The following is a 13,821-nucleotide window of genomic DNA, read 5'->3' on the forward strand; positions in this document are numbered from 1 at the left end:
CTCAGGCCTTGTTGCGGGTGAATTTGCCGATTACGGAACTGCGAACGCCCGGAAGGACGATAGCCAGGGTGACCAGAACCGCAGTGATAAGGTTCAGGTCCTGGGCCTGAAGTCCCAGAACATCGGCGTTCAGTGCGAACGCGATGGCGAGCCGGTAAATGATGGCGCCGAAGACGCAGGCGAGCAGGGCGCGAACCACCGTCGAAGGTGTGATCACAGCCTCGCCGCCGATGAGTGACGCCAAACCGATGACAATGACGCCAACACCCATGGTCACGTCAGCGGCACCCTGGCTTTGAGCGAACAGCGCGCCGGCCAGGCCAACGAGGCCGTTGGACAGGGCGACGCCGAGTACGATCATGGCGCCCGTGGCAATGCCCTGGGCCCGGGCCATGCGGGGGTTGGCACCGGTGGCGCGCATGGCCAGACCGGTTTCGGATTTCATGAAACGCCAGAGCAGGATCAGGGACACGACGACCACGATGATAAACAGCAACACCGGTACCTGATGGTAGGCGAGGTCGAGGTTGTACCAGGGTGTGAGGACCGTCTCTTCAGTCAGCAGCGCGATGTTCGGGCGGCCCATGATGCGCAGGTTCACGGAGTAGAGCGCGATCATGGTGAGAATGGAAGCCAGCAGATTGAGAATCTTCAGCTTCACGTTGAGCAGAGCGGTAACCGCACCCGCGGCCATGCCGGCAAGAACGGCTGCGCCGGTGGCAATCCAGGGATTCCAGCCGCCAATGATCAGCACGGCGGCCACGGCTGCGCCCAGCGGGAAGCTGCCGTCAACGGTGAGGTCCGGGAAGTCCAGAACCCGAAACGAGATGTAGATGCCAAAAGCAACCAGGCCATAAATCAGGCCGGTTTCAATGGCACCATAGAATGCAATTTCACTGAGCATGGGTAATCTTCACTGTGAAAGAAAACGGGCGGGCCCTTGTGGGGTCCGCCCGTTTTGGTCAGGCGTTACTTGTCGTTTTTGACGACTTCTTTGGCGTCCTGGATCAGGTCCTCAGACAGGGTGATGCCCATGCGCTGGGCCGCGGCCGGGTTCACAAACAGGTCCAGTGTGTCCATGGTTTCCACCGGCATGTCGCCGGGATTGGATCCATTCAATACCTTGACAACCATTGCGCCGGTCTGGCGGCCGTGATTGTAATAGTCAAAGCCCAACGCCGCGACGGCGCCGCGACCCACCGTGGCGGTGTCTGCGGCAAACACCGGAATGCCGGCGCGCTCACCCACCGAGATCACCGCTTCCGCGGCACTGATAACCGTGTTGTCCGTGGTCAGGTAGATGGCATCTGCCTCACCCACCAGCGACCGGGAAGCGCCAAGCACCTCAGAGGTCTTGGTGGCCGCGGCCTTGACCAGCTCCATATTGCGGGCTGCAAGCCGCTCCTCAAGGAGATTGACGAGGGATACGGCGTTGGCTTCGCCGGGGTTGTACACCGTGCCAATGCGTTTGGCATCGGGCATGACCCGCTGAAGCATGTCGAGGTGTTTCTCGATCGGCAGCATGTCGCTGACGCCGGAAATGTTCGCGCCCGGCGCCTCGAGGCTGGAGACGAGTTTTGCACCAACCGGGTCGGTCACGGCTGAGAAAATGACCGGGATATTTCGGGCCGCGGCTGCAACGGTCTGGGCCGATGGCGTTGCAATGGCGACGATCACGTCCGGGCTTTCGCCCACGAACTTACGGGCAATCTGAGAGGCAATGGCCGAGTTTCCCTGTGCGCTTTCGTGCATCACGGTCAGGTTGTCACCCTCTGTGTAGCCCTGCTCGGCAAGTTCGTCTTTTACGCCCTGGTAAACGGCATCCAGTGCCGGATGTTCGACGATCTGCGTGATGGCAACTGTGCGTACTTCCTGAGCCTGTCCCAGGCCCGCCGCTGCCAGCAGTGTTGCACCAATCAGGGTGCGCAGAGTTCTCTTGGCCATGTGCCTGTCTCCGAGTCAGTGTCTGGTTTTGATGAGTGTTCGACGTTCAGAAATACGAAGGGGCGCAAGTTTACCACAGGCCCGGGGGAATCGGGGTAGCATTGTTGGTCGGGGTGCGACTGAAGCGAAGGAAAGTTGAGAAATGGAATAGTTCTGCGTGCGTCACATTTTGACTGTCGATAGTGTGTTGAAATACCCTACGAAAGTCTAATAATAAGACCGAATAATTCGAATAACGAATGCAAGGAAGATTCATGGACACAACGAATAAGCTTCCGCTGGACATGGTTTACCATTGGGAAACCACCAAGGCGAACTCCCTCTACATGACCCAGCCCATCGGTGATGGCAAGGTCGTCGAATACACATGGGGCCGAGCGGTTGATGAGGCGCGACGCGTCGCTGCCTACCTCAAATCGCTTAATCTCCCGGAAAAAAGCCGGATAGGCCTTATCTCCAAGAACTGCGCGCAATGGATTATGACGGACTGGGCCATCTGGATGGCCGGCCACATTTCCGTCCCGCTGTACCCGACCCTGAACGCGGATACCGTTAACTACATCCTCAATCACGCCGAGTGCGACGTCCTGTTCGTTGGCAAGCTGGATGACTGGGACATGATGAAGGGCGGTGTTCCGGAATCTGTACGCTGCATCTCCTACCCACTCAGCCCGCCCAACGATTTCGAGACCTGGGACGACATCGTTGCCAAGTACCCGCCGCTGGAGGGTCAGGTGCATCGGGATCCGGACGAACTGGCGACCATTGTCTACACCTCTGGCAGCACCGGTCGGCCCAAGGGCGTGATGCTGAGCTTCCGTAACATGGCGTTTGCCGCCGCCGGCGGTACCCAGGTACTGGGCGTCGGTTCGGAAGAGCGGATGCTGTCCTACCTGCCGCTGGCCCACGTGTTTGAGCGGACGTTTGTCGAGCTGGGCTCGCTCTACACCGGGTTTGAGTTGTACTTTGCCGAATCTCTGGACACCTTCGTTCAGGATCTGCAGCGTGCCCAGCCGACCCTGTTCCTGTCTGTGCCACGTCTGTGGGTGAAGTTCCAGCATGGTGTGCTCCAGAAATTGCCGAAGCAGAAGCTGGACCGGTTGATGAAGATTCCGGTGGTCAACAAGCTGATCAAGAAGAAGATCCTGAAGGGCCTGGGTCTGAGCAAGGTCAAGCTGGCTGGCAGTGGCTCGGCGCCGCTCTCGAGCGATGTTCTGGACTGGTATCGCAACCTCGGGCTGGAATTGCTGGAGGGGTACGGGATGTCTGAAAACTTTGCCTACTCCCACATGAACAAGCCGGGTCGTTCACGGACCGGTTATGTTGGTGAGGCGCTCCCGGGCGTGGAGGTGAGGATCAGCGAGCAGGGCGAGGTCCTGGTCAAGAGTCCCGCGACCATGATGGGATACTACAAGGACGAGGAGAAAACCCGCGAGGCCTTTACCGAAGACGGATTCCTGAAAACCGGCGATAAGGGCGAAATCGACGAGATGGGGCGCCTCAAACTGACAGGCCGAATCAAGGAGATCTTCAAGACCAGTAAAGGCAAATACATTGCGCCTGCCCCCATTGAGAATCGGCTTATGTCCCACGACGCCATCGAGATGGTCTGTGTCTCCGGTGCCAACCAGACCCAGCCCCATGCGTTGGTGATGCTCGGGGAGGAAATTCGCCCGAAGACCGCTGATGAGAGCTTCCGTAAGGAACTTGAAGCCAGCTTCAAGAACCTGATTCAGGAGGTGAACAAAACGGTGGATCCCCACGAGCAGTTGGCCTTTATCACGGTCGTGAGCGATGAGTGGTCCATCGAGAACAGTTTCTTGACGCCGACCCTGAAGCTCAAGCGCAACGTTGTTGAGGACGCCTATCAGGAGAAAGTTGATACCTGGTACGCGCAACGTCAGCCGGTTATCTGGCAGTAACGGAAACGGCGGATTCCACGCTGTAAAAAGAGGCCCGGCGATGCCGGGCCTCTTGCCGTCTGGAGCCGACGTAAGTCGCATAGGTTAAGACCTGGAAGAGGCATAAACTGGAGCGTGTTCAGGAGGATGATATGACCCAGTTGGCGCTCTTCCAAAAACGCATCAATGATGAAATTCCGCTCTCCAGGGCGCTGGGCATACGCCTGATCTCCTGGGACGGTCACGCTTTGCTTCTGAGCGCCCCCCTGGAGCAGAACCGGAATCATCAGGGCACCGGATTTGGGGGCAGTGTCTATTCTGCTGCGGTGACCGCTGCCTGGGGACTCACTGAGCTGGCGCTGGCTGATCTTGGGCTCAGAGGCGCCGTGGTTGTGCAGAGTGGCAACATCGACTATCTCGAGCCGGTTGACCAGGATTTCTATGTCATTTGCCGGCTACCAGCTGGGGAAGTTCCGGCCAAATTCCGGAAGAGCCTGGCGCGACACGGCAAGGGTCGCCTGGATCTTACCGCCGAAGTGTTTTGCGGCGTTCCCACCACCGAACCCCAGAATGAACCCGTGGCCGTATTCCAGGGGCGTTTTGTCGTCAAGGATGCCCGCTCACGGGTCAGTCTGTAATCCCCGGTTCTGAGGCTGTTCAGCCAATCGAGCGTGTGTTGGATATCGAACGGCTCATCAGAATAATCGGAACGATTCCCGCCAGTACAATGATCAGGGCCGGTAGCGCGCTGTGGTATAGGCGCTCGTCGGAAGCAAACTGGTAGACGTAGGTGGCCAGGGTTTCAAAATTGAAGGGACGGAGAATGAGCGTGGCCGGTAGCTCCTTCATGCAATCGACAAACACCACGAGCGCGGCTGTCAGCAGGGTGCCACGGAGCATCGGCAGGTGCACGTGGACCAGCGTTTTGCCCGGCGTGTACCCCAGCGAGCGAGACGCCATATCCATGCTCGGCGTAATTTTCTGAAGGGCACTCTCCACGCTACCCGCCGAAACCGCGAGAAATCGCACTGTGTAGGCAAAGACCAACGCAAAGGCGGAACCACTCAGAAGCAGGCCTGTGCTGATACCGAAAAACTCGCGCATCAGGCCGTCGAACCAGTTATCGAAACCTGCGAGGGGCACGATGACGCCGACCGCCAGAACCGCCCCGGGCATGGCATAGCCAAGGCTCGATAGCCGCATGAGAATCTGCATGCCGCGGGTGTTGTGCAGTCTGCGGCTGTAGGCGAGGGTAATGCCGATCAGCAGGGTGGTCAGTGCTGCAGTGCCGGACAGGAAAAGGCTATTGAAGGTGTTCTGGATGAAATCCGGATTCCAGCTTTCGCCGAAGTATTCCCAGGCGTACAGGCCCAGTGTGAAGCCCGGGATGAGGAAGCCGAGGGTCACGGGTACAGCGCACACTGCCACGCAGACCAGTTGTCTCGGAAAGGACATGGTAAAACGGCGGATCGGGTCACGGTTGTCCCGGGCTGCAAACTGCTGTTGCCGGCGACGTGAGTAGCGCTCCAGGGTCACCAGAATGACCACGAAGATGAGCATGGTGGTCGCAATCTGTGCGGCGCCGCCCAGGTTGCCCAGGTTCATCCAGGTATCGAAGAGGCCGGCGGTCAGTGTCTGCACGGCAAAAAAGTCGACGGTGCCGAAGTCGTTCAGGGTTTCCATCAGCACCAGCGAGAGGCCAACCGCCACTGCAGGCCGGGCGATTGGCAACACCACGCGAAAAAAAGTACTCAGGGCGGAATGGCCCAGGCTGCGGCTGACGGCAAACAGTGACGGCGATTGCTCGAGGAAAGCGGCTCGGGCGAGTAGATAGACGTAAGGGTAGAGCACCAGGCCGATCATCAGCGTGGCACCCTCCAGGCTGCGGATTTCAGGAAACCAGTAGTCGCTGGCATTTTCCCAGCCGAACCATTCCCTGAGTGCGCTCTGCACCGGCCCGGCGTAGTCAAGCAGACTGGTGTAGACATAGGCGATGACATAGGCGGGAACGGCGAACGGCAGCAGCATAGCCCATTCGAAAAAACGCCGGCCCGGGAACTCGCACATGGTGACCGCCCAGGCCGTCGAAAGTCCGATGACCAGGGTCAGCACACCGACGCCAAGCATGAGTTGAAGCGTGGTGGTCAGGTATCGGGGCAGCGTTGTATCGATGAGGTGAGGCCAGATGTTCTCTTCCGGAAAAAAGGCCAGGAAGACAACGGAGAGCACCGGGAGCACAACAATGGCCGTGGTCAGGGCTGCAGAGATCAGCCACCGCCGAGAGGTTCGTTTTGCCAGCAAGGGCTCGGTTAGCCCTGGGTCAACGCTGGTAACGGCCTCGGTCATAGCTTTCCTGTTGTTGAATCGAAATGAGAAAGGATGTCGATTGTAGACAGCTGACTGGCTGCCTGCAATCACCTACGCCATCTCCAACAGGCATTTGCGGATGAAAAGACGGGCCGAGGTCAGATGAACTGGTCTCGGCCCGTTCGGATTACTCGCCGTCGTAGTCGACGCGATCAACCAGTTTCACCGCTGCATTTCGATGGTCAGCGATTTCCTGCAAGGACAGTTGGTCCGGATTGATGTCCCCCCACTCCGCGACAAGGCCGGAAGGGCTCACATCCGGGTTTGCCGGGTATTCGGTATTCGCCTCGGCATAGATGCGCTGGGCTTCAGGCGATGACAGGAACTCCATCAGTTTGAGCGCGTTTTCACGGTTTGGAGCGCTCTTGGTCATCGAAATGCCACTGATGTTAACGTGGGTGCCACGGCCTTCGGCGTTGGGAAACACCAGGCGAACCTGTTCGGCGATCTCACGCTGGTTTTCGTCCTGAAGCATGTTGCCGTAGTAGTAACTGTTGCCGATCGATACGTCGCATACGCCCTCAGCAATCGCCTTGATCTGGTCACGGTCGCCACCCTGCGGCTTGCGCGCCAGGTTATCCTTGACGCCTTCCAGCCACGCTTCGGTCTCGGCTTCCCCGTGATGGGCAATCATTGAAGAGAACAGGGCGATGTTGTAGGGATGTTTACCGCTTCGCGTACAGATGCGGTTATTCCATTTGTCGTCTGCCAGCTCTTCATAGGTTGTGATTTCACCTTCCTCAACACGATCCTTCGAGGTAAAGATCAGCCGGCCCCGGGTGGTCAGTGCGAACCACTTGCCCTCGGGGTGGCGAAGGTTTTCCGGGATGTTCTCGTTCAGTACGTCGCTGTCGACGCCCTGAACCAGGTCGCGCTCAACCAGCTCGTTAATGCGGGAAATGTCGACCGTCATGACGATGTCCGCCGGGCTGTTGCGGCCCTCACGCTCCAGGCGTTCGGCCAGGCCCTTCTTCGCGAATACGACATTTGTGTCGATCCCGGTCTCCTGCTCAAACGCATTCAGCAGTGGCTTGAGCAGGTAGGCCTGCCGATAGGAGTAGATGTTCACCTCGCCATCGGCGGATGCACTCAATGGAAGCAGGGTCAGGGCAATGGAGGCGGTTGCGGCCAGTTTCATTCGCATATCGTGATCCTTTTCAAGAAATGCTGAAGTCAGATCCCGCGATGTTAGTCACAGGCATTTAAAAACGCCAACTATTCTCATTTGTATTAATGGATGAGTCAATATCACCTTTGGCATATTTCTGTGGAAATGGTGGTATGCTTCGGAAGACTATAAAAACTATGTAAAAAGTAGTGGAATCCGCGCGATGGCAGACAGTGATCGAAGAGAACATGCACGCACCGCGATGAGTGCCAAGGTGAAGGTTGTACACCCGGTTCAGGGTGAGTTTGTCTTCTCGACCCGGGATATTTCCGACGGTGGCGTGTTCATTGTGGTCGATACGGAACCCTTTGAGCCCCAGCTTGGCGACAGGGTAACCGTGCAGGTTCAGGGGTTGCCGGTGCCTGCCCCCATCCTGGATATGGTGATCGTTCGCAAGACCCGTGACGGATTCGGACTTCAATTCGAGTATGGCCAGGATTGATATGAAGCGATTTATCCTGTTTCTGGTCCTGTCCCTGACCCTGCCAGGCTGCGCATCTTACTATACCCATTACGCGATGTTTCCCGCGGCGAATTCATCGGGTGAACCCCGTCAGATCCGGCTCTCCTGGCAAACCGCCGACTACCCCGGGTGGTGGTTCGTCAGTGATAAGGCGACGCCCATGCGGGTCGAAACCCAGTGCAGTGACCGCGTCTGGCGGCTGCGGGATGATGGGGATAAGGCTGCCTGTGGGCAAGGTATCAGGGCCTGCGGTGAGCCGGTTAGGGACGTGTACGCATCTGGCGGTAGTCTGGCAGCGGGCGACCGGCCCTGTATGACGGTCAATCCATCCGATCCAGGCGCCCGTATTCCGGACGTCGGGGAGAAGTTCGAGCTGCTTGTTTCCTGTCGGCCGGTTTCGCCCGTCGAGGGTCAGGGTGACAATTTACGGAACATGGATTATCTAAGGGCCTCTGCGGTGCCCTACACGGTGTATGCCCGGAAGGCGCCCCGCGGCTCGCTCAGGGCAAAAATGCCCGAGTTCGATGAATCGGTGTGTGACGCAGAGTGACACGTTTTGACATTTTCGTGTGATCGCTATCACATTGCTACACTTTGTTTCCCTCTGAACATTAGCGTTACCTTTTGTTGCTCTGAAGTTACTTTGCGCTACCAAACTGTTATGGACTCTTTTCGGCACGCCGTCAGAATGGTACTCATCGATAAGTTTATGGATAGAGGTGGCTTGTGGGCGTCCAGCAGAGAAAAATAGCAGTGCACGATCTGGAGGTGGGCATGTTTGTGTCCGATCTCGATCGGCCCTGGCACCAAACCCCTTTCCCCATTCAGGGATTTCATATCCGCTCCCAGGACGACGTTCGTGCAGTGACGTCTCACTGCAAGTGGGTGATGATTGATGTCGCGGAAGTTCGGGTGTCCGCTGCACTGGAAGACACCACAAAGCCGGCATTCAGTCGCAACGCCAGTCGTCGTGGCAAAGGCCGGGATGTGCTGCAGTTGCCGCCCATCAACATCCGGGAGCCGGTCACCTATGAGACGGTGACCACCCTCAAGAAAGAGATGAAGACGTCGCGTCATCTGCTGGATGATGCTGAGATGGCCCTTCATCGCCTGTTCGAAACCGTGCGTCACGAGGGCGTTGCAGACCTGAAACCCATCGCTGAGATCACCAGCCGGATGGTCAGCAGCGTTATTCGCCAGCCCGACGCATTGCTGTGGCTGAGTCGGACACGCCAGCATGACGATTACATATACCGACATGCTCTCAACACGTCCGTTTGGGCGTTGGTTTGTGGGCGCCACCTCGGGCTGAATGAAGGGCTGTTGAATCATCTCGGGCTTGGCTGTCTGATGTCTCAGGTGGGTAAGTGCGCCTTGCCGAGGGAGCTACTGAACCGTGAGGGACAGCTGAGCACCGAGGAATATGCCCAGTACCGTGAGTACGTATCGAAAGGCGTAGAAATGCTCTCCGACAGTGGGCTTTCACGGGCTGTTCTGAGTGTTGTGCAGGGCCACCGTGAGCGACACAACGGCTCCGGCTTCCCGGAGGGCGTGCGGGGTGACCGTATTCCTCTATTGGCCAAGGTAGCGGGTATTGCCGAGTTCTTCGAGTCGCTGATCGGGCCGCGGGAGACCTCTGAGCCGATAACGCCGGACAAGGCCGTGGCGATGCTCTATGACATGAGAAACATCGAGTTTCAGGAAGACCTGGCTGAGAGCTTTATCCAGGCCATCGGAATTTATCCCACGGGTAGTCTGGTGGAACTGAATGACGGTCAACGTGGGATAGTTGTGTCCCATTCACCAGAGCGCCGACTGTGGCCCCGTGTGATGGTAATGACCGACAGCGATCACCGGCCGTTGAAGTCTGCGAAGGTGATTGACCTGGCCCGGTTCAATGAGACCCGGGATGCCGGGGAAGCCATTACCATCCGTGAGTGCCTGCCCCATGGCACAGAGGGGCTGGATCCCGCCGGCTACGATGTGACTGGCGGGGAATCCCGCTGGAACCTCTCCCGGCTGATCATCGGATAATAACGCGCAGCTGCTTGCGTACCCATCGGTAGGTGTCGTCCGGGCGGAAACTCACGACAAGCTCGGCTTCACCTCCGGTTGCGCCTGCGACAAAATACTCCACTTCCGCTTCCTGCCAACTGGTCGCATTGACCATGACATCTGCCGGTCGGGTGCTGATGGCTTCGATATCCGCCAGTTCCGGGTTCCCCCCAATTTTCCTGATGCCTACCGTTTTAATCTCGGTGTCACTGGCAGGGTGGCTGGCCACGTCTTCATCCAGATAGAAACGGTTTGAGACGGCGGTCGTGATGGACGTGAGTTCGCGCGTCAGGTAAGTCTGTGCATCGTTCGCGTCAATGTCCTCAAGAGACCGGACGGAGCCAAGAATGCGATCTCTTTTCGCCTGTAGATCTTCACGGTACTCAACGTCGGGGTCTCTTTCTTCCTCAAGGTCAGGCCGTGTTGGCGCTGCGGCTATTTCTGAAGGTGTCGGCGGATCCTCGCACAGTTCGTCGCCCTCTGGATAAAAACAGATGGCGGCAAGCAATTGGTTGGCGGGAGAGGGCGTTGAGCCACGCGCGGTGAATTCAGCCTCGGTGACGTTGAAATCGATTGGACCGGTCAGGTTGGGCAGGGCGGCATTCAATTGCTCGATGACCCGGTCCCGAATGTCAATGCCTTCGCCCTCGCGAACGTTCTCCGTCCAGTTTAGGGCAATCAGGAAGCGGGTAAGGTTGTTCAGTGGAATATCGTCGATCAGTTGCTGCTCGGTGATGGTATGGGTGCTGAGGCCCTCATCATCGAATGCCGGATTCGACAGTTCAGCGCGGAGTCCGGGGAAGAATTCCAGTGGCGTTACGTATCGTCTGGCGGGAACGCCGTCGACGATCGGCAGATCACCCACCCGCAGGCTCAGGGTTTCCCCGGGGTAATAGCGGAATTCGCCCTGGGCGTTGGTGGTCCCCGTCTGACTGGCGGTCTGGTAGGTCACTCCGCCAAAACCATTGAAATTGAGACGTCCGGTGCTGGTATCGTCGCTGCTGGAGCTGCTGTCATGGAGGCAGCCAGTGACGGTAAGGGTGGCTAGCAGGGTGAGTGACAGGCGGATCGGGTGAGCGGATCTCATGGTGTGTCGTACATTCCCTTCACTTCAGCCCGCCCTTTTACAAGCGGCGAGCCGTTCGTTTGTAAGTTGTTGTAACCGCATTATAGGGATGGATACCTGGTGTTATCGGGATACCTGTCGCAGTTTCTGTTTTTGGTCAGGGTTCCGATTATCCGTTTGAACCTTGAAAAAATGGCAGCTGCCACAATCAATAGCATTCTACATTTTCGCCCTGGCGGTCCGTCCGGTCAGGCCAGGCTGACCCAGAATTTCAGGATCATCTATGACCCATGCTCTGGAAATCGAAGGTTTGGTTAAAACCTACGGCGACGGCTTCGAGGCGCTCAAGGGAATAGACCTTCGTGTTGCAGAAGGCGATTTTTTCGCGTTGTTGGGCCCGAACGGGGCTGGCAAATCCACAACCCTTGGTATCGTTTGCTCGCTGGTCAACAAGACGTCCGGTAAGGTCCGGGTATTCGGGAATGACATCGACACCCACCTGTCCGATGCCAAGCTGAACCTGGGCGTTGTGCCCCAGGAATTCAATTTCAACCAGTTTGAAAAGGTCTTCGACATTGTCACGACCCAGGCGGGTTACTATGGCATCCCCCTGAAACAGGCTGCGGTGTCTGCGGAGAAATACCTCAAGAAACTGGGCCTGTGGGATAAGCGCGACACCCCGGCAAGAATGCTGTCCGGGGGAATGAAACGCCGGCTTATGATTGCCCGCGCGCTGGTCCATGAGCCCAGACTCCTGATTCTGGATGAACCGACAGCCGGCGTGGATATCGAGCTTCGGCGTTCGATGTGGGCGTTTCTCGAAGAGATGAACCGTCAGGGCACGACCATCATTCTGACCACTCATTACCTGGAAGAGGCGGAAGCGCTTTGCCGGAACATTGCCATCATCGACCATGGCCGGATTCTCAAGAACACCAGCAAGCGCGACCTGCTCCAGGAGTTGAGTGTGGAAACGTTTGTTCTGGATACCGAGGTGCCACTGTCATCGGCCCCCGAGCTGGATGGATTTGCCACCCGGCTTGACGGCGAGGGCGCCCTGGAAGTGGACGTCGAGAAAGGCCAGGGGTTGAATCAGGTGTTTGTCCAACTCGACAAGCATGGGATCAAGGTAGTCAGCATGAGGACCAAAGCCAACCGGCTTGAAGAGCTGTTTATCCGAATGGTGGAAGAGAATGCCCGGGAGTCCCGCAAGGGGCTGGAGGGCGTGGCATGAGAGCTCAGGCCCTGATGACCGCCTTTAACACGATCGTGGTCCGGGAGATCCGGCGATTCACCCGGATCTGGGCGCAGACATTGCTGCCGCCGGCTGTCACCATGACACTCTACTTTATCATTTTCGGCAACCTGATCGGCTCCAGGATTGGCCAGATGGGCGGCTTTGACTACATGGCCTTCATCGTCCCGGGCCTGATCATGATGGCCGTCATTACCAATTCCTACGCGAACGTGGTGTCATCGTTCTTCTCGATGAAATTCCAGCGTAGCATCGAGGAACTCCTGGTGTCTCCGGTTCCGAACTGGGTGATTCTGGCGGGCTATGTCTGCGGTGGCATGGCACGGGGCCTGGGCATCGGGCTGATTGTTACGCTGTTGTCGCTGGCCTTCACCAATCTGTCGATCCACAGCCTGCCCATGATGGTTGCGACCGTATTCCTGACCTCGGCGCTGTTTGCGCTGGGGGGCTTTATCAATGCCATGCTGGCGACAAAGTTTGATGACATCTCCATCGTACCAACCTTTGTTCTTACCCCGCTCACGTATCTGGGTGGGGTCTTCTACAGTATCGACCTGCTTCCGGATTTTTGGCAGGGGGTTTCCATGGCAAACCCGATCCTGTACATGGTGAATGGATTCCGCTTCGGTATTCTGGGCGTTTCGGACGTTAATCCTTTCGTGTCTCTTGGTATGATTCTGGTTTTCATTTCCGTGCTCGCGTTCATCGCCCTCAGAATGCTGTCACGCGGAAAGGGTATCCGGCACTGATCTCAGGACCTCTTATGGCGCTACATGACGCACCGCTGGGCAAGGCCAGCGAGTACCCCGACCATTACGATTCAACTCTGCTTTTCCCGGTCGCAAGGGATGAAAATCGCCGCCGGTTGGGGTTAGGCGATGGCCGCTGGCCCTGGTTCGGTGAGGACCTGTGGCAGGCATGGGAAGTGTCGTGGCTTCGCCACAGTGGGGTGCCAGCAGTAGCCTGGGCGGAAATCCGGTTTCCCGCAGCGTCGCCGTCGATCATCGAGTCCAAATCACTCAAGCTGTACCTGAATTCGTTCAACCAGACGGTGTTCTCCTCCATGGAGCAGGTTGCCGAAACCATGGTTGAGGATCTGTCCAGCGCCTGTGGTGCAGCTGTGCGGGTTGACATGAAAAGTGTCGACGAATCGGGAGAAGCGGTCGGACGTCCTGGGGGTTTTGAACTGATTGACGACGAGCCGGTCACCGATCCCGTCTACGAGTATTCGCCCGAGGTGCTGATGGCCGGCGGCGAGACAGTCACAGAGCGTCTTTGCTCGCACTTGCTGAAGAGTAACTGCCCGGTGACGGGCCAGCCGGACTGGGCCACGCTGCTGATCACCTACACCGGTCCGCGGATTGATCGTGGGGCGTTGCTCAAGTACGTGGTGGCGTTCCGCCAGAAGCAGGATTTTCACGAACACTGCGTGGAGACGGTTTTCAGTGATCTGATGGCGAGGTGCCAGCCCGAACACTTGAGCGTCTGTGCCCGATACACGCGTCGGGGCGGGCTCGACATCAATCCCTGGCGCAGCACCGAACCGGATCCTGACACTACGCCGAGGCTGGTACGCCAGTAGGGGGGCAAGCGGATTGCGCC

At 57.7% G+C, this 13,821-nt stretch carries 13 protein-coding genes; 8 read left to right on the forward strand and 5 right to left on the reverse strand.

The window, feature by feature from the left end:
* Position 1: 1 nt before the first annotated feature.
* Positions 2–904: an ABC transporter permease gene (locus tag KXD86_RS00540; RefSeq protein WP_218634150.1), complete on the reverse strand. Its 903-nt coding sequence runs from the start codon at positions 902–904 to the stop codon at positions 2–4.
* A gap of 65 nt (positions 905–969) precedes the next feature.
* Positions 970–1,944 carry an ABC transporter substrate-binding protein gene (locus tag KXD86_RS00545; RefSeq protein ID WP_218634151.1) on the reverse strand — a complete coding sequence of 325 codons (975 nt, stop codon included), beginning with the start codon at positions 1,942–1,944 and terminating at the stop codon, positions 970–972.
* 254 nt (positions 1,945–2,198) lie between these two features.
* Between KXD86_RS00545 and KXD86_RS00550 the strand changes: the two genes are divergently transcribed.
* A complete protein-coding gene (locus tag KXD86_RS00550; RefSeq protein ID WP_218634152.1) occupies positions 2,199–3,866 on the forward strand; it encodes an AMP-binding protein in 1,668 nt (555 codons plus the stop codon).
* 131 nt (positions 3,867–3,997) lie between these two features.
* Entirely contained in the window at positions 3,998–4,483 is a 486-nt protein-coding gene (locus tag KXD86_RS00555; protein ID WP_218634153.1) for a thioesterase domain-containing protein, read from the forward strand.
* Between the two features lie 19 nt (positions 4,484–4,502).
* Here KXD86_RS00555 and KXD86_RS00560 read toward each other — a convergent pair whose 3' ends face one another.
* Positions 4,503–6,191 carry an ABC transporter permease gene (locus KXD86_RS00560; protein ID WP_218634154.1) on the reverse strand — a complete coding sequence of 563 codons (1,689 nt, stop codon included), beginning with the start codon at positions 6,189–6,191 and terminating at the stop codon, positions 4,503–4,505.
* A gap of 148 nt (positions 6,192–6,339) precedes the next feature.
* Positions 6,340–7,356, reverse strand: coding sequence for a Fe(3+) ABC transporter substrate-binding protein (locus KXD86_RS00565; protein ID WP_218634155.1), 1,017 nt, complete (start codon positions 7,354–7,356; stop codon positions 6,340–6,342).
* Positions 7,357–7,543: 187 nt separating this feature from the next.
* Here KXD86_RS00565 and KXD86_RS00570 point away from each other — a divergent pair, with 187 nt between their 5' ends.
* The 3 genes from KXD86_RS00570 (at position 7,544) to KXD86_RS18980 (ending at position 9,877) form a co-directional block, all read left to right on the forward strand.
* Positions 7,544–7,822: a PilZ domain-containing protein gene (locus tag KXD86_RS00570; RefSeq protein ID WP_218634156.1), complete on the forward strand. Its 279-nt coding sequence runs from the start codon at positions 7,544–7,546 to the stop codon at positions 7,820–7,822.
* A gap of 1 nt (position 7,823) precedes the next feature.
* Positions 7,824–8,393, forward strand: coding sequence for a hypothetical protein (locus KXD86_RS00575; protein WP_228739285.1), 570 nt, complete (start codon positions 7,824–7,826; stop codon positions 8,391–8,393).
* A 176-nt stretch (positions 8,394–8,569) separates the two neighbouring features.
* Complete coding sequence (locus KXD86_RS18980) at positions 8,570–9,877, forward strand: cyclic di-GMP phosphodiesterase (protein ID WP_218634158.1); 1,308 nt, start codon at positions 8,570–8,572, stop codon at positions 9,875–9,877.
* Here the strand turns inward: KXD86_RS18980 and KXD86_RS00585 are convergent.
* On the reverse strand, positions 9,867–10,985 hold the full coding sequence (locus tag KXD86_RS00585) for an organic solvent ABC transporter permease (RefSeq protein ID WP_218634159.1): 1,119 nt from the start codon (positions 10,983–10,985) through the stop codon (positions 9,867–9,869). The two genes, KXD86_RS18980 and KXD86_RS00585, sit on opposite strands and share 11 nt — an antisense overlap.
* Positions 10,986–11,247: 262 nt before the next feature.
* Here KXD86_RS00585 and KXD86_RS00590 point away from each other — a divergent pair, with 262 nt between their 5' ends.
* From KXD86_RS00590 to queF, 3 genes are read left to right on the forward strand one after another with little or no spacing between them, the layout of a single operon-like run.
* Positions 11,248–12,198 (forward strand): ABC transporter ATP-binding protein, encoded by a 951-nt coding sequence (locus tag KXD86_RS00590; RefSeq protein WP_218634160.1) that lies wholly within the window; start codon positions 11,248–11,250, stop codon positions 12,196–12,198.
* Positions 12,195–12,968, forward strand: a complete 774-nt coding sequence (locus tag KXD86_RS00595; RefSeq protein WP_218634161.1) for an ABC transporter permease — start codon at positions 12,195–12,197, stop codon at positions 12,966–12,968. Before KXD86_RS00590 ends, KXD86_RS00595 begins: the two co-directional genes overlap by 4 nt.
* Positions 12,969–12,982: 14 nt before the next feature.
* Entirely contained in the window at positions 12,983–13,801 is an 819-nt protein-coding gene (gene queF / locus KXD86_RS00600) for an NADPH-dependent 7-cyano-7-deazaguanine reductase QueF (protein ID WP_218634162.1), read from the forward strand.
* Positions 13,802–13,821 lie beyond the last annotated feature (20 nt).

Origin of the sequence: Marinobacter arenosus (assembly GCF_019264345.1) — a bacterium.
GTDB classification, from domain to species: Bacteria; Pseudomonadota; Gammaproteobacteria; order Pseudomonadales; family Oleiphilaceae; genus Marinobacter; species Marinobacter arenosus.